The following is a 24,360-nucleotide window of genomic DNA, read 5'->3' on the forward strand; positions in this document are numbered from 1 at the left end:
GTCGGGGTCGATGGAGGTCAGGCCCGCGGCGCCTGTCAGGTCGGCGCCTGCACCAGGCGCAGCAGGTCGCGGGACATCTCCGCGAGCTCGGTGGCCGTCTGCGAGGTCTGGCCCGAGCTCGCCTCGGTCTCGCGCGAGGCCTGCGCGGTGTTGGACAACGCGACGTTGAGCTGCTCGACCGCGGTGGCCTGCTGCTTGGTGGAGAGCTCGATCTCGCGGGCGGCGTCGGTGGTGGTGACCACCTGCGCGGCGATCTTGGAGAAGCTCGCGGCGACGTCGTCGAAGTGGCGCGCGCCCGCGTCCACGGCCTTGGAGCCGGTCTCGGTGGCCATGACCGTGGTGTTCACCGCGCCGCGCATGTCGTCGATCTGCAGGCGGATCTCCTTGGTCGAGGCCGTCATGCGGTCCGCGAGCTTGCGGATCTCGTCGGCCACGACGCTGAAGCGCCGGCCCGCGTCGCCGGCCACGGTGGCCTCGATCGTGGCGTTGATCGCCAGGATGTTGGTCTGCTCGGCCAGTTCGCCGACGAGGTCGAGCACGACGCCAATCAACTGGGACTTGCGACCCAGGTCCAGCATGTGGTCGACGACGAGGTCGATCTGGCGGCGCATCGAGGCGATGGTCTCGCGCGCGGCCTGCAGCGTGCCGTCGCCGGTGCGCGCCAGTCCGGCGGTCTGCTCGGCGATGACGACGACACGCTGCGCGCTGTCGGCGATCTGGCGCGAGGTCGCCAGCAGCTCGGAAATCGTCGTGGCGATCTCGGTCATCGACGTGGCGGTCTCGCGCGCGCCCGCGGCCTGCTGGTTGGCCGCGGCCTGCAGCTCGGCGGAGGAGCGTTGCACGTGTCTCACCGCGGTGCCGACCTGGCCCGACAGCGCGCGGCTGAGCGTGACCGCGGCCACCAGCACCAGCAGCGCGCCCGCGGCGGAGCCCCAGACGATGGCCATGCGCACGCCGGCGCTGGCGGACTCGACCTCCTTGGCGCGCTCGCGCAGCAGGTCGTTCTCCTCTTCCAGCATCTGGGCGACGATGGCGCGCAGCTCATCCATGCGCCGCTTGCCCTCGCCCAGGCCGACGACCTTCATCGCCGCATCCAGGCCTGACACGCGGCGCGTCTCGATGCGTTCCTTGTGCAGCTGCATCAGGCCGTCGATCATCGACGAGACCTGGTTGAGCCGGGCCTGCTGCGTGGGGTTGTCGCGAATCAGCTGGCGCAGCTCGGCCAACGTGCGCGGCACGTTGGCCCCCGCGCTGCGCAGGGGCTCGAGGTAGGTGTCGTCGCCGGTGAGCAGGTAGCCGCGCTGCGAGGTCTCCGCGTCCTTCATGAAGCTCAGCAGCGCCTCGACGTGGCTGATCGCCGCATGGGTGCGCGTCACCTGGTAGCTGGTCTGGGTGAGGACGTCCACACCCCGGTAGGCCACCAGCCCGACCACCACCAGCAGCAGGAAAACGAGCGAGAAGCCCACCGCGAGTTTTCTTCCGAAGGTCCACATGCCTGTGCTCCCTGTCATCGGCCGGCGGTGCCGGCGCCTGTTGTTGTCGTGAAGGCGGCGTCCGATTTGCCGCCCGCTTCACCCTCGAGTTGGTCGCCGGCGATCGACGCGATCAGCTGATCCAGCTCGATCAGCGGGCGCAGCGCATCGCCGCAGCGCACGGCCCAGCCCGAGCCGGTGGTGTCGCTCTGCAGCAGCCGATCCCGCGCGCTCAGGCGCCATTGGCCGTCGAAGCCCTCGAAGGCCAGCGCCAGCGGCGCGGCGCGCGCGATCGCCCACCAGCGCGTGACGGGCGCGGTCCCGCGGCCCAGCAGCGCCTGCAGGTCGTACAGCGGAAGGACCTGGCCCTGATGTCCGGCAAGCCCCAGCAGCGCGGGTGCGGTGGCGGGGTAGGGAGCGGCGGGCATCGCGGATTGCAGTCCGGCCAGGTCGGCCAAGTTCAGGGCGAACGCGTCCCCGGCAATCCGTATGCCCAGCACGTCCAGCACGGCATCCTCGTCGGCCTGACGTCGAGGCTCGGCGAACGAGCGATCGAACGCCTCGCGCCAGTCCTCGAGTTGCCGTCGCGTCGCTTGGGTCATGCCCGGGCCTCCTGGATCTCGTCGCGGCACAGACGCCGCAGGTCCTCGCGTTCAAAACCGCCGCCGAAGCGGCGAAGGCGCTCGTCGGATTCGCTGTCGAGCAGCTCCAGCGCCCGGCGCAGCTCGCGCCGCGCGGCCACGATCTCGCCACGCCGCCGCGCCAGCAACCCCAGGCGCAGATGCGGCAGCGCGAAGCCGGCGTCCTTGGCCGCGGCGCGCTGGTGGTGCCATTCAGCGGCGGGCAGCTGGCCGCGCTCCTCCATCGCCAGGCCCTGCAGGAACAGCACCTCCGCCTGGAGCGGGGCGGGCGTCTGCGGCGCGATCAGCTTGGCGCAGGCGCGCAGCCCGTCCTCGACCTGGCCGGACTCGACCAGGCGCAGCGCGTCATCGAGCAGCGCCTGGTCCCAGGGGCTGGCGGTGCGGGCGGCAGCGGCGGGGGACTCGCGGTCCGGGCGGTCCGGGCGGTCCGGGCCGTCCGTGACCCCGATGCGGCCCAGGCGCTCATCGGCGAACGCGGCGGCGGGAATCGCGGGTGCGAAGACGCTGGTGGGCTCGGACGCGCGCGGCGCGCCCAGGGCGGGTGCGAGCCCGGGCGTGGCTTCCCACGGGAAGGGCCAGGCCGGTGGCGATGGCGGCGTCAGGGCGCGCTGATAGAAGAAGCAGCCGTGGGCCTGGCGCAGCGTCAGGCCCGCGGCCTGGGCATCGGCCTGGCCGCGGAGCGTTTCCACGTGGCCCAGGAACAGCACGCCACCCGGGGCCAGCGCGCCGATCATGTTGCGGATCGCCTGGCGCAGCGCGGCCGGCTCCAGGTAGATCAGCACGTTGCGGCAGAAGATGATGTCGAAACGGTCCGGTGACCAGAAACCCGGATCGGGCAGGCCCAGGTGCCGGGACTCGAATCGCACGCGCTCGCGGATCGCCGGCAGCGGCGTCCACTCGCCCGGCGCCGTCGACTGGAACCACTGCTCGCGCTGCTCGGGCGCGGTCGCGCGCAGGCTCCATTCGCCGTAGCGCGCGAGCGAGGCCCGCGCCAGTGCCGCCGGGTTCAGGTCCACGGCCAGCACGTCCCAGTCGATGCCCTGGGCGGCAAGCCCCGCGCGATGCAGCGTGATGGCCAGCGTGTAAGCCTCCTCGCCGCTGGCGCAACCGGCCGACAGCGCGCGCAGTCGCCGCCCGGTGCCGAAGCCGGCGCGCGCGACCGTCGACAGCAGGTCGAAGCGCAGCGCGTCGAATTGCTCCGGATGGCGGAAGAAGAAGGTCTCGCCGACGGTGAGCTCGCCGGCCAGCGCGTCCAGCCGGGCGCGCGTGGGCGCGAGCTCGAGCTGATCCATGTAGCGTGCCGGCCCGGACGTGCCCGACAGGCGCGTCAGCGCCGCGATGAGCCGGTCGTCCTGGCGATCGTCGAACTGCAGGCCCAGGCGCGCGGCGAGCAGCGCGCGCAGCCGTGGCAACAGGGGCAGCACCGACGACGCCGACGACAGCGACGATGGTGCGGAGGACTCGGTGCCAGCCGGCGGCACGCGCGTCATGAGGCGGCCCTCGCTCGGGCCGCGTCGGCAAGGTCGTCGGGAAGCACGTCCGGGAGATCGTCGGGGAGGGCCTCGGCGAGTTCGCGCGAGGTCGCGTCGGGCAGCAGCCGCGCCTGGTCGAGCACGGCCAGCAGTTCCTCGTCGCGCTCGGCCAGCGCCGCGACGGCCGCGTGGTCCCGATCGCGCAGCAGCGGCGGGAGCGCGCGCACGGCCTCGGGCTCGAGGCCCTGCACGCCGATCACCTCGCTCACGGCCAGCGCGACGCGGCGCTCGCCGGTGCGCAGCACGACGAAACGACGCACGGGGTCGGGGGTGGCGCTCACGCCCAGCAGGCCCGCCAGGTCGAGCACCGGCAACCAGTCGCCGCGGATGCGCGCCAGGCCCTGGACATGATTCACCGGCGCGGTCAGCGGACGCAGCGGCTGCGGCCGCAAGGTCTCCTCGACCGCGTCCAGCGGCAGCCCGCACAGGCGGGCATTCGCGCGACACACCAGAACCCGGAACACGCCATTCAATGGCTGGTGCATTCTTCTGGCTCCCTGTTGGCGCCAGTCTATGCCGGCGTCTCGCGGACAGGCGTTGCCGAAGGTCACTGTCCGGCACGCCCGCGAGGCGTCCAGCGTCGCAGAGAAGCGCCGCCCACGGGTTCGGGTTAACCCGCAGTCGAGCGCCGGCCGGCGTGCAGGTCGCCCGGCGGCGTTCGCCAGGGGGCTGGCTTTTTTAGGTCTTCGCCACTAAAAAAGGGTGGTCAAGGATTGCGTTTCGGTCCCGGAACTGATCAAAATAGAACGATCGTTCGTTTTATTATTCCGGGCACCGTGTCCACCACCTCCCTCACCTCCGCCAAGCTGGCCGCGACCAAGACCGTCGCCGCGCCGCGCCGTGGCGCGCGCTCGCTCCAGAAGGGCCAGCAGACGCGCGCGGCCATCCTTGACGCGGCGTTGGGCCTGGCCTCGCACATGGGTCTGGAGGGCCTGTCCATCGGCGCGCTGGCCGATGTGACGAAGATGAGCAAGTCCGGCGTCTTCGCGCATTTCGGTTCGCGCGAGGAGCTGCAGATCGCCGTGGTGCGCGAGTACCACGCCAAGTTCGAAGAGGAAGTCTTCTACACCGCGATCCGCCAGCCCCGCGGCCTGCCGCGCCTGCGCGCGCTGTTCGAGCGCTGGGTGCACCGGACCTCGGTCGAGGTGGACTCGGGCTGCATCTACATCAGCGGCGCCGTTGAATTCGACGACCGGCCCGGCCCGGTGCGCGACGCGCTGGTGGGCATGGTGCGCGACTGGCACGCCGCCATCCGCAAGGCCATCCTGATCGCCCAGGAGAGCGGCCATCTGGTGCCCGACGCCGATCCGGACCAGGTCCTCTTCGAGATGCACGGGCTGATCCTGTCCCTGCACCACGACGCGCGTTTCCTGCGCAGCCCCGGCGCGCTGGCGCGTGCCCGCACCGGCCTGGAACGCATCCTCGACAGCTTCGCCACGCCGGCCGGCCGCAAGGCCGACGCGCAGGCCCGGCAGGCGCAGGCCGCCGCGGCCGCCGCCCCCAGTTCTTCCGCCTCGGCGTCTTCGGCCACCGGCCGCAAGCGCGCCTGAGCGGGCGAGTCCCTTCGATCCTCGGATCCCCATTTCCAGAACCATTCCTCAGGAGAGCCCCCATGCCCCAGTACAACCCGCCCCTGCGCGACATGCAGTTCGTGCTGCATGAGCTGCTGCACGCGGTCGACGAGCTGAAGCTGCTGCCCGCGCATGCCGAGATCGACGAGGACACCATCAACGCGGTCCTGGAAGAGGGCGGCAAGTTCGCCTCGGAAGTGCTGACCCCGATCAACCTGTCGGGCGACCAGGAAGGCTGCACGCTGGACAAGACCACGCACGAGGTCAAGGCGCCCAAGGGCTTCAAGGAAGCCTACGCGCAGTACGTCGAGGGCGGCTGGCCCGCGCTGTCGTGCGACCCCGAGTACGGCGGCCAGGGCCTGCCGGTGCTGGTCAACCAGTTCATGTACGAGATGATGAACTCGGCCAACCAGGCCTGGACCATGTACCCCGGCCTGAGCCACGGTGCCTACGAGGCGCTGCACGCGCACGGCACGCCGGAGCAGAAGTCCACCTACCTGCCCAAGCTGACCTCGGGCGTGTGGACCGGCACGATGTGCCTGACCGAACCGCACTGCGGCACCGACCTGGGCCTGCTGCGTTCCAAGGCTGAGCCGCAAGCCGACGGCTCGTACAAGATCACCGGCCAGAAGATCTTCATCTCCGCCGGCGAGCACGACCTGGCCGAGAACATCATCCACCTGGTGCTGGCCCGCCTGCCGGACGCGCCGCAAGGCTCCAAGGGCATCTCGCTGTTCGTCGTGCCCAAGTTCAACGTCAAGGCCGACGGCTCGCTGGGCGAGCGCAACCCCGTGTACTGCGGCGGCCTGGAACACAAGATGGGCATCCACGGCAACGCCACCGCGCAGATCGTGCTGGACGGCGCCGTCGGCACGCTGGTCGGCCAGCCGCACAAGGGCCTGCAGGCGATGTTCGTGATGATGAACGCCGCTCGCCTGGGCGTGGGCAACCAGTCGCTGGGCCTGACGGAAGTCGCGTACCAGAACGCCGTCGTGTACGCCAAGGACCGCATCCAGATGCGCGCCCTGAGCGGCCCGAAGTCCCCGGACAAGCCGGCCGATCCGATCATCGTCCACCCCGACGTGCGCAAGATGCTGCTGACCGCGCGTGCCTTCGCCGAAGGCGGCCGCGCGCTGTCCGCGTACACCGCGCTGCAGCTCGACAAGGCGCTGAGCAGCGATGACGCCGACGAGCGCAAGGCCTGCGAGGACGAGGTCGCGCTGCTGACCCCGATCATCAAGGCCTTCATCTCGGACAACGCCTGGATCGCGACCTCGCACTGCATGCAGGTCTACGGCGGCCATGGCTACATCCACGAGTGGGGCATGGAGCAGTTCGTCCGTGACTCGCGCATCAACATGACCTACGAAGGCACGAACACCGTGCAGTCGCTGGACCTGCTGGGCCGCAAGATCCTGGGCAACAACGGCGCGACGCTGAAGAAATTCGGCAAGAAGATCGCCGAGTTCGTCGAGGAAGAGGGCACCAGCGAGGCGATGCAGGAGTTCATCAACCCGCTGGCCGACATCGGCGACAAGGTCACCAAGCTGACCACCGAGATCGGCATGAAGGCCTTCCAGAACCCCGACGAGGTCGGCGCCGCCGCGGTGGACTACCTGCGCGTCGTGGGCCACCTGTGCTTCGCCTACATGTGGGCGCGCATGGCCAAGCTGGCGCTGGAGAAGAAGGACGGCGGCGATCCGTTCTACACCGCCAAGCTGGCAACCGCGCGCTTCTACTTCGCCAAGCTGCTGCCCGAGACGGCCAGCCTGATCCGCACGGCGCGCGCGGGCCTGAACCCGCTGATGGAAATGGACGAGGCGCTGTTCTAAGGACAGCGTCACGGGCGCCCCCTCGAGCGGGGCGCCCGCGTTCCCCCTGCCGTTCCAGCGTCCCCACAAGAAACCGGAGAGAGACACGATGAAACCGCTGTTCGCCACCGCCGTCGCCCTGGGCCTCGGACTGTCCGCCAACCTCGCGCTCGCGCAGACGGCCACCACGCCTGTCGGCGTGTGGAAGACGATCGACGACGAGACCAAGCAGGAGCGCTCCACGGTGCGCATCAGCGAGGTCGGCGGCGTGCTCACCGGCAAGATCGAGAAGATCACCGATCCCGCCAAGCAGACCGCCAAGTGCGACGAGTGCGTCGACGATCGCAAGGGCCAGCCCATCCTGGGCCTGACCATTCTTCGCAACGTCAAGAAGAGCGGCAATGATGCCGAGCTCTGGGACGGTGGCGACATCCTCGATCCGGCCAACGGCAAGGTCTACCGCGTGCGCCTGCGCCCGGTGGACGGCGGCAGGAAGCTCGAGGTCCGCGGTTTCGTCGGCATGCCGCTGCTGGGCCGCACCCAGACCTGGATCCGCGTCGAGTAATCCCCGACGCCCGCACTACATCCCTACATCCGCGTGATGTTCATTGGAGAAACCATGAGTCGATTCCAAGTTCGCAAGGTCGCCGTGCTCGGCGCCGGCGTGATGGGCGCGCAGATCGCCGCCCATCTGGTCAACGTGAAGGTGCCGGTCGTGCTGTTCGACCTGCCTGCCAAGGAAGGCTCGAAGAACGGCATCGTCACCCGAGCCGTCGACGGCCTGAAGAAGCTCAAGCCCGCGCCGCTGGGCGTGCCCGAGAACGCCGCGCTGATCCAGCAGGCCAACTATGAAGAGCACCTCGAGCTGCTCAAGGACTGCGACCTGATCATCGAGGCCATCGCCGAGCGCATGGACTGGAAGCTGGACCTGTACACGAAGATCGCGCCGTTCGTCGCGCCGCACGCGATCGTGGCGTCCAACACCTCGGGCCTGTCGATCACCAAGCTGTCGGAAGTCCTGCCGGAGTCGATCAAGCCGCGCTTCTGCGGCATCCACTTCTTCAACCCGCCCCGGTACATGTACCTGGTCGAGCTGATCAACACGCCCACGACCAACCCCGAGGTCATCGACCAGCTCGAGAGCTTCGTGACCTCCGCCGTGGGCAAGGGCGTCGTGCGCGCCAATGACACGCCCAACTTCGTCGCCAACCGCGTCGGCATCGCCGGCATGATGGCCACGATGATCGAGGCCGAGAAGTTCGGCCTGTCCGTGGACGTCGTCGACGACCTGACCGGCAAGAAGCTGGGCCGCGCCTCGTCGGGCACCTTCCGCACCGCGGACGTGGTGGGCCTGGACACGATGGCGCACGTCGTCAAGACGATGCAGGACAACCTGAAGGACGACCCGTTCTACTCGACCTACGCCACGCCCAAGGTGCTGGCCGGTCTGATCGAGAAGGGCGCGCTGGGCCAGAAGGCCGGCGCCGGTTTCTACAAGAAGGTCGGCAAGGACATCCTGCGGCTGGACTTCGAGAAACTTGGTCAAGAGGGCGAGTACGTCGCCGGCGGCGGCAAGGCCGATGAGATCGTCGCGCGCATGCTCAAGAAGCCGGCCGCCGACCGCATCAAGCTGCTGAAGGAATCGACCAACCCGCAGGCGCAGTTCCTGTGGTCCATCCTGCGCGACTCGTTCCAGTACGTGGCCGTGCACCTGGACACCGTGGCCGACACCGCGCGCGAGATCGACTTCGCGATGCGCTGGGGCTTCGGCTCGCAGCAGGGTCCCTTCGAGCTGTGGCAAGCCGCCGGCTGGAAGCAGGTCGCCGAGTGGGTCCAGGCCGACATCGACGCCGGCAAGACGCTGTCGAGCGCGCCGCTGCCCAAGTGGGTCTTCGAGGGCCCGGTCGCCGACAACGGCGGCGTGCATTCGAAGGACGGCTCGTGGAGTGCCGCGGAAGGCAAGTTCAAGCCGCGCGCCAAGCTGCCGGTGTATGAGCGCCAGGCCTTCCCCGAGTCGCTGGTCGGCGAGGGCGCGGTCGAGCCGCTGAAGGCCGGCACCGAGGAGTTCAAGAACGAGGAAGTCCGCGTCTGGTCGCTGGACGGCGAAGTGCTGATCGCCTCGATCAACGCCAAGCTGCACCTGATCAGCCCGACGGTGACCGAGGGTCTGCTGAAGGCGGTCGAGATCGCCGAGGCCAAGTACAAGGGCCTGGTGATCTGGTCGCCGGACGACGTGTTCTCCGCCGGTGCCAACCTGGAAGCGCTGATGCCGGTCTTCATGACCAAGGGCGCCAAGGGCATCGCTCCGGAAGAGAAGAAGCTGCAGGACATGATGCTGCGCGTGCGTTACGCCAGCGTGCCGGTCGTCGCCGCGATGCGCGGCCTGGCGCTGGGCGGTGGCTGCGAGCTGGCCGTGCACTGCGCGCGCCGTGTCGCGCACATGGAGTCCTATGTCGGCCTGGTGGAAGTGGGCGTCGGCCTGATCCCGGGCGGCGGCGGCCTGACCTACATCGCGCGCCGCGCGGCGGAGATGGCCTCGGCCGGCAACGCCAACGCGGACATCTTCGCGTTCCTGAAGGACGGTTTCACCAACGCCGCGATGGCCAAGGTGGCGACCTCCGCGCTGGAAGCGCAGAAGCTGGGCTACCTGCTGGACAGCGACGTGATCGTCCCCAACAAGGACGAGCTGCTGTTCGTCGCCACGGCGCAGGCCAAGGCGATGGCGGATTCCGGCTATCGCGCGCCGCTGAAGGCCAAGTTCCCGGTGGCGGGCCGTTCGGGCATCGCCACGGTGAAGTCCTCGCTGGCCAACATGCGTGACGGCGGCTTCATCAGCGCGCACGACTTCCACCTGGCCTCGCTGATCGCGGACGTGGTCTGCGGCGGCGAAGTCGAAGCCGGCTCGCTGGTGACCGAGGAATACCTGATGTCGCTGGAGCGCAAGCACTTCTGCTCGCTGCTGGAGCACCCGAAGACCCAGGAACGGATCATGGGCATGCTGCAGACCGGCAAGCCGGTGCGCAACTGATCCGAGCGGCACACAAGGAACACATCATGAGCAAGCAAGTTCAAGACGCCTACATCTGCGCCGCCACCCGTCTGCCGATCGGCAAGTCGGGCCGAGGCTACTTCAAGAACACCCGTCCGGACGAGATGCTGTCCCGCGTGATCCAGGCCGCGATGGCCCAGGTCCCGGGTCTGGATCCGTCGGTGATCGAGGACGCCATCATCGGCTGCTCGTTCCCGGAAGGTGAGCAGGGCATGAACATCGCCCGCGTGGCGGCGGTCCTGTCGGGCCTGCCGAACACGGTCGGCGGCGTGACGGTCAACCGCTACTGCGCCTCGGGCATCACCGCCCTGGCGATGGCCGCGGACCGCATCCGCGTCGGCGAGTCCGAGGTGATGATCGCCGGCGGCGTCGAGTCGATGTCGATGGTGCCGATGGGCGGCAACAAGCCGTCGTTCCCGCCCGCGATCTTCGAGCGCGACGAGAACATCGGCCTGGCCTACGGCATGGGCCTGACGGCCGAGAAGGTCGCCGAGAAGTGGAAGGTCTCGCGTCAGGCGCAGGACGAGTTCGCGCTCGAATCGCATCGCCGCGCGCTGGCCGCGATCGAAGGCGGTTTCTTCAAGGACGAGATCACCCCGTTCGAGCTGAAGGACCGTCAACCGGATCTGAACGGCGACGGCGTGATCGTCAAGTCGCGCACGGTCGACATCGACGAAGGTCCGCGCAAGGACACGTCGATGGAGGGCCTGGCCAAGCTCAAGCCGGTGTTCGCCGCCAAGGGCAGCGTCACGGCGGGCAACAGCTCGCAGACCTCGGACGGCGCGGGCGCGCTGATCGTGGCGTCGGAAGCGGCGGTGAAGCGTTTCGGCCTGACGCCGCTGGCGCGTTTCGTGTCGTTCGCCGTGCGCGGCGTGCCGCCGGAGATCATGGGCATCGGCCCGATCGAGGCGATCCCGGCCGCGCTGAAGCTGGCCGGCATCAAGGCCGAGGACCTGGGCTGGGTCGAGCTGAACGAGGCGTTCGCGGCGCAGTCGCTGGCCGTGCTGAATGACCTGGACAGCAAGGGCATCGTGCTGGACCGCTCGAAGGTGAACCCCAACGGCGGCGCGATCGCCCTGGGCCACCCGCTGGGCGCGACCGGCGCGATCCGCGCCGCGTCCGTGATCCACGGCCTGCGTCGCACCGGCGGCAAGTACGGCATGGTGACCATGTGCGTCGGCGCCGGTCAAGGCGCGGCCGGCATCATCGAAAGGCTGTAAGCGCTCGATGAACCCCCTCTCCCGCTTGCGGGAGAGGGCAGGGGTGAGGGCCAGAGGCGGGGGCAGTGCGCTAGCGCTCCCGCGGGATGAGCCGGGGAGACCGTGATGATCAGTTTCCGAGCGGACGACGGTTTCGAGCTTCAGGGACATCTCTACGGGGACCCGGCGAGCGCGAAAGCGGGCCTGCTGATCGCTCCGGCGATGGGCGTGGAGCAGCGCTACTACGCGGCCTTCGCGCGCTGGATGGCGGCGCAGGGCTGGCTTGTCATGAGCTTCGACTACCGCGGCATGGGCGCCTCGCGTCCCGACGCGATGAAGCGCTCGCTGCGCGGCCTCGACGCCGACATCCACACCTGGGCCGAACGCGACGCCGCCGCGGCGCTCGCGCACCTGGACCGCCTGCTCGGCGAGCACGGCGGGCCGCAGCGTGAAATTCACTGGCTGGGCCACAGCCTGGGCGGCCAGATCCTGGGCCTGCTGCCCAACCGCTCGCGCGTCACGCGCGCCGTCACCGTGGGCTGCGGCAGCGGCTACTGGCGCGAGAACTCCATCGGCCTGCGCCGCTACGTGTGGTGGCTCTGGTACGTGGTCGTGCCGCTGGCGCTGCCGCTGTTCGGCTACTTCCCGGGCCGCAAGCTGCGCAAGGTCGGCGACCTGCCGCGCGGCGTGATGGCGCAATGGCGACGCTGGTGCCTGGACCGCGAGTACATGATGGGCGAGGGCGGCCAGGCGCTGCGCGCGCAGTACGCGTCGCTGACGGTGCCGATGCTGTCGCTGGCGTTCACCGACGACGAGTTCATGTCGCGTCGCAACACCGAGTCGCTGCACGGCTTCTACGCCGGCGCGCGGCCCGAGATGCGGCGCATCGCGCCCAAGGACATCGGCGAGCGCCGCATCGGCCATTTCGGTTTCTTCCGCGATCGTTTCCAGACCAGTCTCTGGCCGCAGGTCAGCACGTGGCTGGCATGATCGCGGTCATTCATTCGAACGAGGAGAGTGCTCCATGAGCATCAAGACCGCCAACGTCAACGGCGTGCTGACCATCGAGATCGCACGGCCGGAGAAGAAGAACGCGCTGACCCGCGCGATGTACCAGGAGATGGCGGACGCGCTGGTCGCGGCCAACACCGAGAACAGCGTGCGCGCGGTGCTGATCCAGGGCCAGCCGCAGATCTTCACGTCGGGCAACGACATCGAGGACTTCATGGGCAGCCCGCCGCGGGATGAGGACGCCCCGGTGTTCCAGTTCATGCGCGCGATGATCAACTGCGACAAGCCCATCGTGGCGGCGGTGAACGGCGCGGCGATCGGCATCGGCACGACGCTGCTGCTGCATTGCGACTTCGTCTACGTGGCCGACGACGCGCGCCTGGCGATGCCGTTCGTGAGCCTGGGCCTGGTGCCCGAGTTCGGCTCCAGCCTGCTGGTCCCGCAGCTGATGGGCCCGCGCCGCGCGGCCGAGAAGATCCTGCTGGGCGACCCGTTCACCGGCGAGCAGGCGGTGGAATGCGGCCTGGCCAACGCGGTGCTGCCCGCGGGCGAGGTCGTGGCGCACGCGCGCCGCGTGGCCGAGCGCTTCAACAAGCTGCCCCCGAGCGCGGTGCGCGAGAGCAAGCAGCTGATGCGCCGTTCGACCAAGGAGACGCTGCTGGCGACGATCCAGGCCGAGGCCGAGATCTTCGGCGCGCGCCTGCGCAGCCCCGAGGCGATGGAAGCCTTCCAGGCCTTCTTCCAGAAGCGCCAGCCGGACTTCTCGAAGTTCTGATGCCGCGCTCGCGGTGCGCCGCGAGTCGTCGACCGGAAGGGCGCCCATGGGCGCCCTTTCTGCTTTCTGGCTTTCCTGCTCTTCCACCTTTCAGCGCGGCGCGCTGAAGGGTCGTCGAACGGAAACCCATATTCACGGGAGTGGGCCGACTTGGCCAAGTCAGCATGGGCGGCGATTGCATGGCAACGTGCGATTGGTTCGTGACCCGCATCGGCGAATCATCGGGACTCCTCAACGTGTTGGAGTGAGTTGCGATGAGCAAGAAGCGGAATGGAAAGCGCGTGAAGCCGCGCAAGCGGCGAGTGTTGTGCGACCAGTGCAGGGAGCTTGAACGCAAGGCCAAGCGGAACGTGGCGGGCGAAAGGCCGAGTTGGGCTCACAAGGCGGGCAACTTCGACGCACTGCGAGCGCCAGTCCATACGACCCTGACGCCGGAAGAAGCCTTTGAATGCGCCGTGAAGGCCGGCATCTTCGACCGGGACGGCAATCTGATGCCGGAGTATCAATGACCCCGGGCCAGATCATCCTCGCTTATCACGGCTGCGATATCACCGTGAGGGACAGGCTGGTGCGGGGGCAGCTGGACGGGTTGCGACCGTCGTCCAATGGCTACGACTGGCTCGGCAAGGGCGTGTATCTCTTTGAAGGCGACCCGGACAGGGCCTTGAGGTTCGCGGAATCGGTGCGTGACCATCCACGGCGTTTCCTGTCCGCCAAGCCGATCGTCAACCCCACCGTGGTGGGGGTCGTCCTCGGTATCTCGAGGTGCTGGGACATGACGACCATCGAAGGTCGACGCGAGTACCAGTCGGCCTTCTCAGCGCTGCAGGCCACGCGACAGATGGCTGGCCGTTGCATGCCTGTCAACGACGCCGGTGCAGGCGCTGACGATGTCAAGCTGCTGCGTGCCTTGGACTGCGCGGTGTTCAACATTGGCCATGAGACCCGCGAGCGCCAGGGCGAACAGCCTCACGAACTGGTGCGGGCGTCCTTTCATCAGGGACAGCCGATCCGCGATGGCACCGACTTTCGCACCGGATCTCACATCCAGTTGGCGCTTCGCGATCCGAGTTGCGTCGTGGGATGGTTCCTTCCTCGCCGCATCGGATCAGCGCTGCTGAATGAGCGAGAGCTCGCGGACGCCGATCGGGCGATGTCTGAGGCGATCAAGGCGCGCACCGCAAGCAAACCGCGCGTGCTGGCGCCGCGATGACGGCTCAGCCGCCCAGAAGCAACAACGGGCGCCTCGGCGCCCGTTGTCATTCATGCGATGCGCTCGCTCACGCCGTCTCGGCCGGTCCGGCCATGCGCACCGGCAGGTCGTCGGGATCCACCGTCTTGCCCGACAGCGCCAGGTCCAGCGCGTCATGGTCCAGCGCGTTCTCCCACTTCGACACCACGATCGTCGCCACCGCGTTGCCCACGAAGTTCGTCAGCGAACGGCACTCGGACATGAATCGGTCCACGCCCAGGATCAGCGCCATGCCCGCCACCGGCACTTCCGGCACCACCGACAGCGTCGCCGCCAGCGTGATGAAGCCCGCGCCCGTCACGCCTGCCGCGCCCTTGGAGCTCAGCATCGCCACCAGCAGCAGCGTGATCTGATGGCTCAGCGTCAGCTCGGTGTTCGTCGCCTGCGCGATGAACAGCGCCGCCAGCGTCATGTAGATATTGGTCCCGTCCAGGTTGAACGAATACCCCGTCGGCACCACCAGCCCCACCACCGTCTTCTTGCAGCCGGCCTTCTCCATCTTCTCCATCAGCGACGGCAGCGCCGACTCCGACGACGAGGTGCCCAGCACCAGCAGCAGCTCCGCCTTCAGATAGCGGATCAGCTTCAGGATCGAGAACCCGCACAGCTTGGCCACGATCCCCAGGATCACCAGCACGAACAGCAGCGAGGTCACATAGAAGCTGCCCACCAGCATCCCCAGGTTGAGCAGCGAGGCCAGCCCATACTTGCCGATCGTGAACGCCATTGCGCCCAGCGCGCCGATCGGGGCGGCCTTCATCAAGATGTGGACCATCCGGAACACCGGTGCCGTCAGCGCTTCGAAGAAATGCAGCACCGGCTTGCCGCGGTCGCCCGTCAGCGCCAGCGCGATGCCGAACAGCACCGCCACGAACAGCGTCTGCAGGATGTTGCCGTCCGCCAGCGCGCCGATCAGCGACTTCGGGATCACGTCCATCAGGAAGCTGACCAGCGTCAGGTCATGCGTCTTCTCGACGTAGCGGTGCACTTCCTTCTGGTCCAGGTCCGCCACGTTGACGTTCATGCCCGCACCCGGCTGCACGACGTTGGCCACCACCAGGCCGACGATCAGCGCCAGCGTGGAGAAGAACAGGAAGTACGCCATCGCCTTGCCGAACACGCGGCCCACCGCGCTGAGCTGCGTCATGCTGGCAATGCCCGTCACGATGGTCAGGAAGATCACCGGCGCGATGATCATCTTGACCAGCTTGATGAAGGCATCACCCAGCGGCTGCAGCTTGACGGCGAATTGCGGCTCGAAGTACCCCAGCGTGATGCCGATCGCGATCGCGATGATCACTTGCAGGTACAGGTGGCGATACCACGGCACGGCGACAGCCGGCGTGGCGGAGGCGGAAGGGGACAGCATGGGATTCGGCTCCGGTTGTGGGCGAACCGCAGGCGCCGTCACCGGCGTGGCTGAACACCCAGGCCGGGCAGTATCCCACCCGAGGTTTTTTCAGCGATGCGGGATCTACGTACAAACCCTTGTCAGGGTTGCTGGCCGAACACTCTGGACTTGCCCTCGCGGTCGATCGCCACGTAGGTCAGGTTGGCCTCGGTGACCTTGACGACATGCGGGTTGGCCGGGTTGCGCTCGGCGAAGACCTCGACATGGACCGTGATCGACGTGCGCCCGATGCGCGTGACCTGCGCGTAGAAGCTCAGCAGGTCGCCCACCGACACCGGCTGCTTGAAGATGAACTCGTTCACCGCCACCGTGGCGATCCGGCCGCGCGAGATCCGCGCCGGCAGCACCGACCCGGCCAGGTCGACCTGCGCCATGATCCAGCCGCCGAAGATGTCGCCGTTGCCGTTGGCATCCGCGGGCATCGGCATCACGCGCATCACGAGCTCCCGCGGACCGATGGTCTCGGGCGAGAGCTGCGGCACCACGGGGGCGGCGAGGGAGGGGGCATTCGGCACGGTGGAGTCGCTCATGATCGGCAAACGGTGACAATGGCCGGCATTGTCGTCCAGCAGGTCCCGCCTCCGCCAGCACGCGGTCGCCAGACGCCACCTGACGACGCCCTCCGCCCACCATCCGCTCCATGCGCCGCTCCACGTTCGCCGGCACCGCCGCGCCTTCCCCCACGTCTTCCTCGACGTCTTCCTCGACGGCATCGTCGACACCCGCGCCCCCTGAGGTTCGCGGTGACTGGCACACCATCGGCCGGCTGCTGCCCTATTTCTGGCGCTACCGCTGGCGCGTGGGCATCGCGCTGGCGTTCATGGTCGGCGCCAAGCTGGCCAACGTCAGCGTGCCGGTGCTGCTCAAGCAGCTCGTGGACCGCCTGGACATCCCCGCAGGCAGCGCGCAGGCGCTGATGGTCGTGCCCATCGGCCTGCTCGTCGCCTACGGGCTGCTGCGCCTGTGCACCTCGCTGTTCACCGAGGCCCGCGAGCTGATCTTCGCCAAGGCCACCGAGGGCGCGTCGCGCAGCATCTCGCTGCAGGTCTTCCGCCACCTGCACGACCTCAGCCTGCGCTTCCACCTCGAGCGCCAGACCGGCGGCATGACCCGCGACATCGAGCGCGGCACCCGCGCCGTGCACGCGCTGATCTCGTACTCGCTGTACAGCATCTTCCCGACGCTGGTGGAAGTGGTGCTCGTGCTCAGCCTGCTGGCGGTGAAGTTCGACGTGCTCTTCGCCTGGATCACCGGCGCCGCGCTGGTCTTCTACATCGCCTTCACCATCGTCGTCACCGAGTGGCGCACGAAGTTCCGCAAGCTGCTCAACGAGCTCGACTCGCACGCGCACAGCAAGGCCATCGACTCGCTGCTGAACTACGAGACGGTGAAGTACTTCAACAACGAGGACTTCGAGGCCGCCCGCTACGACCAGAGCCTGGAGCGGCTGCGCCGCGCGCAGCTCAAGTCGCAGACCACGCTGTCGCTGCTCAACAGCGGCCAGCAGGTGATCATCGCGGTGGCGCTCGTGGCGATGCTCTGGCGCGCGACGCAGGGCGTGGTCAACGGCCACATGAGCCTGGGCGACCTGGTCATGATCAACGCGTTCATGATCCAGCTCTACATCCCGCTGAACTTCCTCGGCGTGATCTACCGCGAGATCAAGCAGAGCCTCACCGACCTGGAGAAGATGTTCGGGCTGCTCGCCCGCGAGCGCGAGATCGCCGACGCGCCCGGCGCTGTCGCGCTGCGCGTCGCTGGCGCGGCCGTGCGTTTCGACGACGTCCACTTCGCCTACGAGCCGCAACGCCCCATCCTCAAGGGCGTCAGCCTGGAGATCCCCGCCGGGAAGAAGGTCGCCGTCGTCGGCCCGAGCGGCTCGGGCAAGAGCACGCTGGCGCGGCTGCTCTACCGCTTCTACGACGCGCAGTCCGGCCGCATCACCATCGACGGCCAGTCGCTGGCCGAGGTCACGCAGCACAGCGTGCGCCGCGCCATCGGCATCGTTCCGCAGGACACGGTGCTGTTCAACGACACGATCGCCTACAACATCGCCTACGGCCGGCCCGAGGCGAGCACCGCCGACATCGAGGCCGCCGCCCGGGCCGCGCACATCCACGACTTCATCCAGGCGCTGCCCCAGGGCTACCAGACGATGGTGGGCGAGCGCGGGCTCAAGCTCTCCGGCGGCGAGAAGCAGCGCGTGGCGATCGCCCGCACGCTGCTCAAGGATCCGCCGATCCTGATCTTCGACGAGGCCACCTCCGCGCTGGACTCGCGCAACGAGCGCGCCATCCAGGCCGAGCTCGAGGCCGCTGCGCGCGACAAGACCGTGCTGGTCATCGCGCACCGGCTCTCGACGATCGTCGACGCGCACGAGATCCTGGTGATGGAGCAGGGCGTCATCGTCGAGCGCGGCACGCATGCGACGCTGCTCGCGCAACGCGGCCGCTACGCGCAGATGTGGGCGCTGCAACAGCACCGCCAGGAGGGGCAGGACGCGGTCGCCGAGGCGGACGAGGCACCGCGCGGCTAAACTCCCGCGCCGTGGAAACCAAATGGCTTGAAGACTTCGTGAGCCTGGCGGAGACGCGCAGCTTCTCCCGGTCGGCGCAACTGCGCCATGTCACGCAGCCGGCGTTCTCACGCCGCATCCAGGCGCTCGAGGCCTGGGCCGGGGTCGACCTCGTCGACCGTTCGTCCTATCCGACGCGTCTCACCGCGGCCGGCGAGACCTTGCTCGGCCAGGCGGTCGACCTGCTGGGCAACCTGCAGGCCACGCGCAACATGCTGCGCAGCCACCAGTCCGCCGGGCAGGACATGATCGAGTTCGCGGTCCCGCACTCGCTGTCGTTCAGCTTCTTCCCGCATTGGCTGATGGAGCTGCGCCAGCGCTTCGGCGAGGTGAAGTGCCGGCTCAACGCGCTCAACGTCCATGACGCGACGCTGCAGCTGAGCGAGGGCAACTGCGACCTGCTCGTCGTCTACCACCACCCGAGCCAGCCGTTGCAACTGGATCCCGAGCGCTACGAGACGGTGTCGCTGGGCCACGAGACGCTGGCCGCCTATGCGAAAGCTGACACAAGCGGCGCGCCGATGTTCCGGATTTCCGGACACCCCGGCCAGAAGATCCCCTTCCTGAGCTACGCCTCGGGCGCCTACCTCGGACGTCTGGTGGAGCTCATCGTCAAGGGCGCCGCCCAGCCGCTCAACCTCGAATCGGTGTTCGAGACCGACATGGCCGAGAGCCTCAAGGCGATGGCGCTGGAAGGCCACGGCCTGGCCTTCCTTCCTGCGAGCTCGGTGAAGAAGGAAGTCAAGGCCCGGCGCCTCGTGCGCGCGGCTGAACCCGGCCAGTACGAGCTCGACATGGAGCTGCGCATGTACCGCGAGCGCCAGGGCTCGGCCCGCCGCGTCAAACCGGTCGCCCAGGCGCTGTGGAACTTCCTGACTCACGTGGCGAACGAGCGGGCATGAAACCTGCATATGTAAGCCATGCAACACCTCGAGATGCGTGATACTCCCTACCCAGCAAAGTGGCCGCTCATGGTCTGCTTTGCGGGTTGGACGATCACCGTCCGAACTTCCCCGCGAATCCGCTTTTTGAATCCGAACAAGCAGGAGCATCTATGAAGAAGGCATTGCTAGTCCTGGCCCTTGGCGCAGCGTTGGTTGGCGTGGCGCAAGCCGACACGCTGAAGAAGATCAAGGACACGGGCAGCGTGACCATGGGCGTGCGCGAGTCCTCGGGCGCGCTGTCGTACACGCTGGGCGACGGCAAGTACGTGGGTTACCACGTCGAGATCTGCCAGCGCGTGCTGGCCGATGTCCAGAAGCAGCTGGGCCTGTCCAAGCTGGACATCAAGTACCTGCCGGTGACCTCGCAGAACCGCGTGCCGCTGGTGCAGAACGGCACCGTGGACATCGAGTGCGGCTCCACCACCAACAACATGACCCGCGCCAAGGACGTGGCCTTCGCCGTCACGACCTACGTCGAGGAAGTGCGCATCGCCGTGAAGGCTGATTCGGGCATCACCTCGATCGGCCAGCTCAACGGCAAGACCGTCGCGACGACCACCGGCACGACCTCCGTGCAGCTGCTGCGCAAGCACGAGCGCGCCAACGGCGTGGACTTCAAGGAAGTGCTGGGCAAGGACCACGCCGACAGCTTCCTGCTGCTGGAGTCAGGCCGTGCCGACGCCTTCGTGATGGACGGTCAGATCCTGGCCGGCAACATCGCCAAGTCGCGCAACCCGGCGGGCTTCAAGATCGTCGGCGAAGTGCTGTCGGTCGAGCCGATCGCGATCATGATCCGCAAGGACGACCCGGCCTTCAAGAAGACCGTGGACGACAGCATCAAGGCCATGATGAAGTCGGGCGAGATCGCCAAGCTGTACGACAAGTGGTTCACGCAGCCGATCCCGCCGACCAACACCAAGGTCGGCCTGCCGGCCACCGCGGCGACCAAGGACGCCTGGGCGAATCCGAACGACAAGCCCGTCGAGGAATACGCCAAGAAGTAAGCACGGTTTCCTGAGCGCAAGGCGCCCCGCGGGGCGCCTTGTCGCAGAGGGGTCGTGAATGATCTGGAAGGGCCGCAGCAGCGTTTGTGGGCGGCCCTTCGCATTGATGGATGGAGCACGCCATGGCGAGCTGGGATTGGCAGTTGTACTGCACAGACATGGTGACCGCGGAGGTCGCGCCGAAGTGTTTCGGCGCCCCCGGTTATGACACTTACCTGGACGCGATGATGCGCGGCTGGGGCTGGACGATGTTCGTCTCGATCCTGGGCCTGCTGGTGGCGCTGGTCGCGGGCTCGCTGATCGGCGTGCTGCGCACGGCGCCCAACAAGAAGCTGGCGCTGCTCGGGGAGGCGTGGACGGAGCTGTTCCGCAACATCCCGCTGATCGTGCAGCTCTTCGTCTGGTACCACGTGATCCCGCGCCTGTTCCCGGTGCTGGACCTTCCGCCGAGCGTGCTGGTGGTGATCGCCATCGGCCTGTTCACCTCGGCGCGCGTGGCCGAGCAGGTCAAGGCCGGCATCCTGACGCTGCCCAAGGGCCAGCGCTACGCCGGTCAGGCGCTGGGCATGACGCTGCCGCAGACCTACCGCTACGTGCTGCTGCCGATGGCCTTCCGCATCGTCATTCCGCCGCTGACCAGCGAGAGCATGAACATCGTGAAGAACTCCGCCGTGGCCTTCGCGGTGAGCATTCCCGACCTGGCGCAGTTCTCGCTGCAGGCCTCGGAGCAATCGAGCTTCGTGCAGATCTTCCTGCCGGTGACGATCCTGTATTTCGTCTCGGCCTACGCGATCAACCGCGTCGCCAAGGTGATCGAGTGGTACGTGCGCGTGCCCGGCATCCTGGGGGCGAAGTGACATGACCCAACTCGATTTCTCGTTCCTGACCTGGGACGTCCTCGTCTCCTTCGTCTCCAAGGGTCTGTGGTTCTCGCTGCAGCTGACCTTCTCGGCCATGGTCGGCGGCATCGTGCTGGGCACGCTGCTGGCGCTGATGCGGCTGTCGGGCAAGTGGTGGCTGGAGAAGCCCGCGGCGATCTACGTCGACACGCTGCGCTCCATCCCGCTGGTGATGGTGATCCTGTGGTTCTACCTGCTGCTGCCGTTCGCCACCGGCGCGCTGGGCTGGAGCAACTTCGCGCCCGAGACCACCGCGCTGATCACCTTCACGCTGTTCGAGGCGACGTACTACTCGGAGATCATGCGCGCGGGCATCCAGTCGGTGTCCAAGGGCCAGGTCTTCGCGGGGTACGCGCTGGGCATGAACTACAAGCAGACCATGGGTCTGGTGGTGCTGCCGCAGGCCTTCCGCAACATGCTGCCGGTGCTGCTGACGCAGACGATCGTGCTGTTCCAGGACACCTCGCTGGTCTACGCGATCGGCGCCTATGACCTGCTGAAGGGCTTCGTGTCCGCCGGCTCCAACTTCAACCGGCCGATGGAGACCTACCTGGTCGCGGCCCTTGTCTACCTCGTGATCTGCTTCAGCCTGTCCATGCTGGTCCGCCGGCTGCAGAAGAAGATCGCCATCATTCGCTGAGGTCCGTCCCATGATCGAAATCAAGAACGTCTCCAAGTGGTACGGCCCGTTCCAGGTGCTGACCGATTGCTCCACCAACATCCAGAAGGGCGAGGTGGTGGTGGTGTGCGGCCCGTCGGGTTCGGGCAAGTCCACGCTGATCAAGACGGTCAACGCGCTGGAGCCGATCCAGGCCGGTGACATCGTCGTGGACGGCACGAGCCTGACGAATCCGAAGACCAACCTGCCCAAGCTGCGCTCGCGCGTGGGCATGGTGTTCCAGCACTTCGAGCTGTTCCCGCACCTGTCGGTGACGGAGAACCTGACGCTGGCGCAGGTCAAGGTGCTGGGCCGCAACATGGCGGACGCCAAGACGCGCGGCCTGAAGATGCTGGAGCGCGTGGGCCTGATGGCGCACAAGGACAAGTTCCCGGGCCAGCTCTCGGGCGGTCAGCAGCAGCGCGTGGCGATCGCCCGGGCGCTGTCGATGGACCCGATCGTGATGCTGTTCGACGAGCCGACCTCGGCGCTGGACCCGGAGATGGTGGGCGAGGTGCTGGACGTGATGGTGCAGCTGGCCAACGAGGGCATGACCATGATGTGCGTGACGCACGAGATGGGCTTTGCCAAGAAGGTCAGCAACCGCGTGATCTTCATGGACGCCGGCAAGATCGTCGAGGACTGCTCCAAGGATGACTTCTTCGGCAAGCCCGAGGAGCGCTCGCCGCGCGCCAAGGACTTCCTGGCGAAGATCCTGCAGCACTGATCCGCGATCCGCTTCGCGCGAAGGCCCGCCCCGGAAGGTGCGGGCCTTTTGCTTTCTGCGCTCCTGATTCCAGTGGGGCTGTCACTTGGCCACGGCATCGATGGGCGAAAGACTCCTGGTTCAGGTCAGAGACGGCCGACGGTGGAATGCCAACAATCGGCATCTTCGCGATTCGACCGAACTGTGTGGCGACTCGCATCAGGCACGGTGGCGGAGTGCGGTTTTCCGCCAGGAACGGGATGGAGTGCGAATGAAGTCGCTTCAGCAATCAAGCAGGAACGCGGGGTCCAGGTGGGCCAACGACCATGACCGGGTGGGGCGACGAGACCTGGCCGATCTGCGCCATGAGATGCACACCGGCATGGAAGGTTTGCGTTCCGAGCTGCGGGGTGAGATCAATGAGCTGCGAATTGAGGTGAAGAGCGAGATCAACGAGCTTCGAACCGAGTTGAAGGGCGAAATCAATCAGCTCCGGGTGGAGGTGAAAGCCGACATCAAAGGGCTCAGTGAAGGCTTGAACAGCCTTCGCGAGGTCGTTGCCGGACTGGCCGGCAAGGTCGATGGCCTCAGCCGCTCCGTGGGCTTGCTGACGAAGCTCGTGACGCTCCTCATGGCGGCTGCGATCGCAGCCGGGGGATGGAACCTCGTCCGGAACAGTGGCGAGCGGCACACAAGGCAACCCATGCTGGCGATGGTCGAGATGCCGGAGGATGGCGACTCGGAGTGAAGGAAAGGGCCGGTGCGACAATCCCGCCCCATGAGCGAAACCCTTGTCCTGACCCGCCCCGACGACTGGCATGTGCACCTGCGAGACGGTGCCGCGCTGCAGAGCGTCGTTCCGTACACCGCGCGCCAGTTCGCGCGCGCGATCGCGATGCCCAACCTGAAGCCGCCGATCACGACGGCCGAGCAGGCCCTGGCCTATCGCGAGCGCATCCTCGCCGCGGTCCCGGCGGGCGTGGACTTCGAGCCGCTGATGACGCTCTATCTGACCGACCGCACGACGCCGGCCGACATCGCCGCGGCGAAGGCCGCCGGCGTGGTCGCGCTCAAGCTCTACCCGGCCGGCGCGACCACCAACAGCGATGCCGGCGTGACCGACATCCGCAAGACCTACGCGACGCTCGAGGCCATGCAGAAGGCCGGCCTGCTGCTGCTGGTGCATGGCGAGGTCACCGACAGCGACGTCGACGTCTTCGACCGCGAGGCCTTCTTCATCGACCGCGTGATGACGCCGCTGCGCAAGGACTTCCCCGAGCTCAAGGTCGTGTTCGAGCACATCACGACCAAGGAAGCCGCGCAGTACGTGACCGGCGCGGACCGCTTCACCGGCGCGACGGTGACGCCGCAGCATCTGCTCTACAACCGCAACGCGATCTTCATGGGCGGGCTGCGTCCGCACTACTACTGCCTGCCCGTGCTCAAGCGCGAGGAGCATCGCCTCGCGCTGATCCAGGCCGCGACCTCGGGCAGCCCGAAGTTCTTCCTCGGCACCGACAGCGCACCGCATGCGTCGGTGATGAAGGAGAACTCGGTGTGCGGCGCGGGTTGCTTCACCGCGCTGTCCGCGATCGAGCTGTATGCGGAGGCTTTCGAGGCCGCCGGCGCGCTCGACAAGCTCGAGGCCTTCGCGAGCTTCCATGGCGCGGACTTCTACGGCCTGCCGCGCAACACGACGCAGGTGATGCTGCGCAAGACCGCGTGGACACTGCCCGACGCCGTGCCCTTCGGCGAAGCCGCTCAGCTCAAGCCGCTGCGAGGCGGCGAGGAGATGGGCTGGAAGCTCGACTGAGCGCGCACGGTCGGGAGACCGGCTTGGCCGGCCGAGC

The 24,360-nt window shown here is 67.7% G+C and carries 23 protein-coding genes; 17 read left to right on the forward strand and 6 right to left on the reverse strand.

Going from position 1 to position 24,360, the window contains the following annotated elements; translation table 11 throughout:
- Positions 1 to 35: 35 nt before the first annotated feature.
- The 4 genes from ACNI65_RS03050 to ACNI65_RS03065 are packed head-to-tail and all read right to left on the reverse strand — an operon-like array spanning position 36 to position 4,130.
- Positions 36 to 1,493 (reverse strand): CHASE3 domain-containing protein, encoded by a 1,458-nt coding sequence (locus ACNI65_RS03050; protein ID WP_416761107.1) that lies wholly within the window; start codon positions 1,491 to 1,493, stop codon positions 36 to 38.
- Between the two features lie 14 nt (positions 1,494 to 1,507).
- Positions 1,508 to 2,074: a chemotaxis protein CheW gene (locus ACNI65_RS03055; RefSeq protein WP_416761108.1), complete on the reverse strand. Its 567-nt coding sequence runs from the start codon at positions 2,072 to 2,074 to the stop codon at positions 1,508 to 1,510.
- Positions 2,071 to 3,603, reverse strand: a complete 1,533-nt coding sequence (locus ACNI65_RS03060; RefSeq protein WP_416761109.1) for a CheR family methyltransferase — start codon at positions 3,601 to 3,603, stop codon at positions 2,071 to 2,073. Before ACNI65_RS03060 ends, ACNI65_RS03055 begins: the two co-directional genes overlap by 4 nt.
- Entirely contained in the window at positions 3,600 to 4,130 is a 531-nt protein-coding gene (locus tag ACNI65_RS03065) for a chemotaxis protein CheW (RefSeq protein ID WP_416761110.1), read from the reverse strand. Before ACNI65_RS03065 ends, ACNI65_RS03060 begins: the two co-directional genes overlap by 4 nt.
- A 291-nt stretch (positions 4,131 to 4,421) precedes the next feature.
- Between ACNI65_RS03065 and ACNI65_RS03070 the strand changes: the two genes are divergently transcribed.
- The 9 genes from ACNI65_RS03070 to ACNI65_RS03110 all read left to right on the forward strand — a co-directional run bounded on the left by ACNI65_RS03070 (position 4,422) and on the right by ACNI65_RS03110 (position 14,274).
- Positions 4,422 to 5,195 carry a TetR/AcrR family transcriptional regulator gene (locus tag ACNI65_RS03070; RefSeq protein ID WP_416761111.1) on the forward strand — a complete coding sequence of 258 codons (774 nt, stop codon included), beginning with the start codon at positions 4,422 to 4,424 and terminating at the stop codon, positions 5,193 to 5,195.
- Positions 5,196 to 5,257: 62 nt separating this feature from the next.
- A complete protein-coding gene (locus ACNI65_RS03075) occupies positions 5,258 to 7,048 on the forward strand; it encodes an acyl-CoA dehydrogenase C-terminal domain-containing protein (protein ID WP_416761112.1) in 1,791 nt (596 codons plus the stop codon).
- A gap of 88 nt (positions 7,049 to 7,136) precedes the next feature.
- On the forward strand, positions 7,137 to 7,592 hold the full coding sequence (locus ACNI65_RS03080; RefSeq protein ID WP_416761113.1) for a DUF2147 domain-containing protein: 456 nt from the start codon (positions 7,137 to 7,139) through the stop codon (positions 7,590 to 7,592).
- 54 nt (positions 7,593 to 7,646) lie between these two features.
- Positions 7,647 to 10,055 (forward strand): 3-hydroxyacyl-CoA dehydrogenase/enoyl-CoA hydratase family protein, encoded by a 2,409-nt coding sequence (locus ACNI65_RS03085; protein WP_416761114.1) that lies wholly within the window; start codon positions 7,647 to 7,649, stop codon positions 10,053 to 10,055.
- Between the two features lie 26 nt (positions 10,056 to 10,081).
- Complete coding sequence (locus ACNI65_RS03090) at positions 10,082 to 11,296, forward strand: acetyl-CoA C-acyltransferase (RefSeq protein WP_416761116.1); 1,215 nt, start codon at positions 10,082 to 10,084, stop codon at positions 11,294 to 11,296.
- A gap of 105 nt (positions 11,297 to 11,401) precedes the next feature.
- Positions 11,402 to 12,265: an alpha/beta fold hydrolase gene (locus tag ACNI65_RS03095; protein ID WP_416761118.1), complete on the forward strand. Its 864-nt coding sequence runs from the start codon at positions 11,402 to 11,404 to the stop codon at positions 12,263 to 12,265.
- A 34-nt stretch (positions 12,266 to 12,299) separates the two neighbouring features.
- A complete protein-coding gene (locus ACNI65_RS03100; RefSeq protein ID WP_416761119.1) occupies positions 12,300 to 13,061 on the forward strand; it encodes an enoyl-CoA hydratase in 762 nt (253 codons plus the stop codon).
- A 254-nt stretch (positions 13,062 to 13,315) separates the two neighbouring features.
- The gene (locus ACNI65_RS03105) at positions 13,316 to 13,570 is read left to right on the forward strand and encodes a hypothetical protein (RefSeq protein WP_416761121.1); all 255 of its coding nucleotides are present in this window, start codon (positions 13,316 to 13,318) and stop codon (positions 13,568 to 13,570) included.
- Complete coding sequence (locus tag ACNI65_RS03110; protein WP_416761122.1) at positions 13,567 to 14,274, forward strand: hypothetical protein; 708 nt, start codon at positions 13,567 to 13,569, stop codon at positions 14,272 to 14,274. Before ACNI65_RS03105 ends, ACNI65_RS03110 begins: the two co-directional genes overlap by 4 nt.
- A gap of 67 nt (positions 14,275 to 14,341) precedes the next feature.
- Here the strand turns inward: ACNI65_RS03110 and ACNI65_RS03115 are convergent, their stop codons facing one another.
- Both ACNI65_RS03115 and ACNI65_RS03120 read right to left on the reverse strand, forming a co-directional pair.
- Entirely contained in the window at positions 14,342 to 15,682 is a 1,341-nt protein-coding gene (locus ACNI65_RS03115) for a dicarboxylate/amino acid:cation symporter (RefSeq protein WP_416761123.1), read from the reverse strand.
- Between the two features lie 122 nt (positions 15,683 to 15,804).
- Entirely contained in the window at positions 15,805 to 16,161 is a 357-nt protein-coding gene (locus ACNI65_RS03120; RefSeq protein ID WP_343638855.1) for an acyl-CoA thioesterase, read from the reverse strand.
- Positions 16,162 to 16,364: 203 nt separating this feature from the next.
- Here ACNI65_RS03120 and ACNI65_RS03125 point away from each other — a divergent pair, with 203 nt between their 5' ends.
- From ACNI65_RS03125 to pyrC, 8 genes are all read left to right on the forward strand, one after another.
- Positions 16,365 to 18,260, forward strand: a complete 1,896-nt coding sequence (locus tag ACNI65_RS03125) for an ABCB family ABC transporter ATP-binding protein/permease (protein ID WP_416761125.1) — start codon at positions 16,365 to 16,367, stop codon at positions 18,258 to 18,260.
- Positions 18,261 to 18,271: 11 nt separating this feature from the next.
- A complete protein-coding gene (locus ACNI65_RS03130; RefSeq protein WP_416761126.1) occupies positions 18,272 to 19,201 on the forward strand; it encodes a LysR substrate-binding domain-containing protein in 930 nt (309 codons plus the stop codon).
- 152 nt (positions 19,202 to 19,353) lie between these two features.
- Positions 19,354 to 20,247: an amino acid ABC transporter substrate-binding protein gene (locus ACNI65_RS03135; protein WP_416761127.1), complete on the forward strand. Its 894-nt coding sequence runs from the start codon at positions 19,354 to 19,356 to the stop codon at positions 20,245 to 20,247.
- Between the two features lie 122 nt (positions 20,248 to 20,369).
- Positions 20,370 to 21,104: an ABC transporter permease subunit gene (locus tag ACNI65_RS03140; RefSeq protein ID WP_416761129.1), complete on the forward strand. Its 735-nt coding sequence runs from the start codon at positions 20,370 to 20,372 to the stop codon at positions 21,102 to 21,104.
- A gap of 1 nt (position 21,105) precedes the next feature.
- Positions 21,106 to 21,786 (forward strand): amino acid ABC transporter permease, encoded by a 681-nt coding sequence (locus ACNI65_RS03145; protein WP_416761131.1) that lies wholly within the window; start codon positions 21,106 to 21,108, stop codon positions 21,784 to 21,786.
- A 10-nt stretch (positions 21,787 to 21,796) separates the two neighbouring features.
- Positions 21,797 to 22,531 (forward strand): amino acid ABC transporter ATP-binding protein, encoded by a 735-nt coding sequence (locus tag ACNI65_RS03150; RefSeq protein WP_416761133.1) that lies wholly within the window; start codon positions 21,797 to 21,799, stop codon positions 22,529 to 22,531.
- A gap of 250 nt (positions 22,532 to 22,781) precedes the next feature.
- Positions 22,782 to 23,258, forward strand: coding sequence for a hypothetical protein (locus tag ACNI65_RS03155; protein ID WP_416761134.1), 477 nt, complete (start codon positions 22,782 to 22,784; stop codon positions 23,256 to 23,258).
- Positions 23,259 to 23,288: 30 nt separating this feature from the next.
- Positions 23,289 to 24,323 (forward strand): dihydroorotase, encoded by a 1,035-nt coding sequence (gene pyrC, locus ACNI65_RS03160; protein WP_416761136.1) that lies wholly within the window; start codon positions 23,289 to 23,291, stop codon positions 24,321 to 24,323.
- The last annotated feature ends 37 nt before the right edge of the window (positions 24,324 to 24,360 follow it).

Source organism: Roseateles sp. So40a, from assembly GCF_048081605.1.
Taxonomy (GTDB): Bacteria; Pseudomonadota; Gammaproteobacteria; order Burkholderiales; family Burkholderiaceae_C; genus Roseateles.

Coding starts and splice junctions, on each gene's coding strand:
- ACNI65_RS03145 (WP_416761131.1), top strand. CDS start 21,106: ATGACCCAACTCGATTTCTCGTTCCTGACCTGGGACGTCCTCGTCTCC.
- ACNI65_RS03150 (WP_416761133.1), top strand. CDS start 21,797: ATGATCGAAATCAAGAACGTCTCCAAGTGGTACGGCCCGTTCCAGGTG.
- ACNI65_RS03140 (WP_416761129.1), top strand. CDS start 20,370: ATGGCGAGCTGGGATTGGCAGTTGTACTGCACAGACATGGTGACCGCG.
- ACNI65_RS03155 (WP_416761134.1), top strand. CDS start 22,782: ATGAAGTCGCTTCAGCAATCAAGCAGGAACGCGGGGTCCAGGTGGGCC.
- ACNI65_RS03095 (WP_416761118.1), top strand. CDS start 11,402: ATGATCAGTTTCCGAGCGGACGACGGTTTCGAGCTTCAGGGACATCTC.
- ACNI65_RS03115 (WP_416761123.1), bottom strand. CDS start 15,682: ATGCTGTCCCCTTCCGCCTCCGCCACGCCGGCTGTCGCCGTGCCGTGG.
- ACNI65_RS03060 (WP_416761109.1), bottom strand. CDS start 3,603: ATGACGCGCGTGCCGCCGGCTGGCACCGAGTCCTCCGCACCATCGTCG.
- ACNI65_RS03090 (WP_416761116.1), top strand. CDS start 10,082: ATGAGCAAGCAAGTTCAAGACGCCTACATCTGCGCCGCCACCCGTCTG.
- pyrC (WP_416761136.1), top strand. CDS start 23,289: ATGAGCGAAACCCTTGTCCTGACCCGCCCCGACGACTGGCATGTGCAC.
- ACNI65_RS03050 (WP_416761107.1), bottom strand. CDS start 1,493: ATGTGGACCTTCGGAAGAAAACTCGCGGTGGGCTTCTCGCTCGTTTTC.
- ACNI65_RS03105 (WP_416761121.1), top strand. CDS start 13,316: ATGAGCAAGAAGCGGAATGGAAAGCGCGTGAAGCCGCGCAAGCGGCGA.
- ACNI65_RS03055 (WP_416761108.1), bottom strand. CDS start 2,074: ATGACCCAAGCGACGCGACGGCAACTCGAGGACTGGCGCGAGGCGTTC.
- ACNI65_RS03065 (WP_416761110.1), bottom strand. CDS start 4,130: ATGCACCAGCCATTGAATGGCGTGTTCCGGGTTCTGGTGTGTCGCGCG.
- ACNI65_RS03075 (WP_416761112.1), top strand. CDS start 5,258: ATGCCCCAGTACAACCCGCCCCTGCGCGACATGCAGTTCGTGCTGCAT.
- ACNI65_RS03080 (WP_416761113.1), top strand. CDS start 7,137: ATGAAACCGCTGTTCGCCACCGCCGTCGCCCTGGGCCTCGGACTGTCC.
- ACNI65_RS03100 (WP_416761119.1), top strand. CDS start 12,300: ATGAGCATCAAGACCGCCAACGTCAACGGCGTGCTGACCATCGAGATC.
- ACNI65_RS03120 (WP_343638855.1), bottom strand. CDS start 16,161: ATGCGCGTGATGCCGATGCCCGCGGATGCCAACGGCAACGGCGACATC.
- ACNI65_RS03135 (WP_416761127.1), top strand. CDS start 19,354: ATGAAGAAGGCATTGCTAGTCCTGGCCCTTGGCGCAGCGTTGGTTGGC.
- ACNI65_RS03110 (WP_416761122.1), top strand. CDS start 13,567: ATGACCCCGGGCCAGATCATCCTCGCTTATCACGGCTGCGATATCACC.
- ACNI65_RS03085 (WP_416761114.1), top strand. CDS start 7,647: ATGAGTCGATTCCAAGTTCGCAAGGTCGCCGTGCTCGGCGCCGGCGTG.
- ACNI65_RS03125 (WP_416761125.1), top strand. CDS start 16,365: ATGCGCCGCTCCACGTTCGCCGGCACCGCCGCGCCTTCCCCCACGTCT.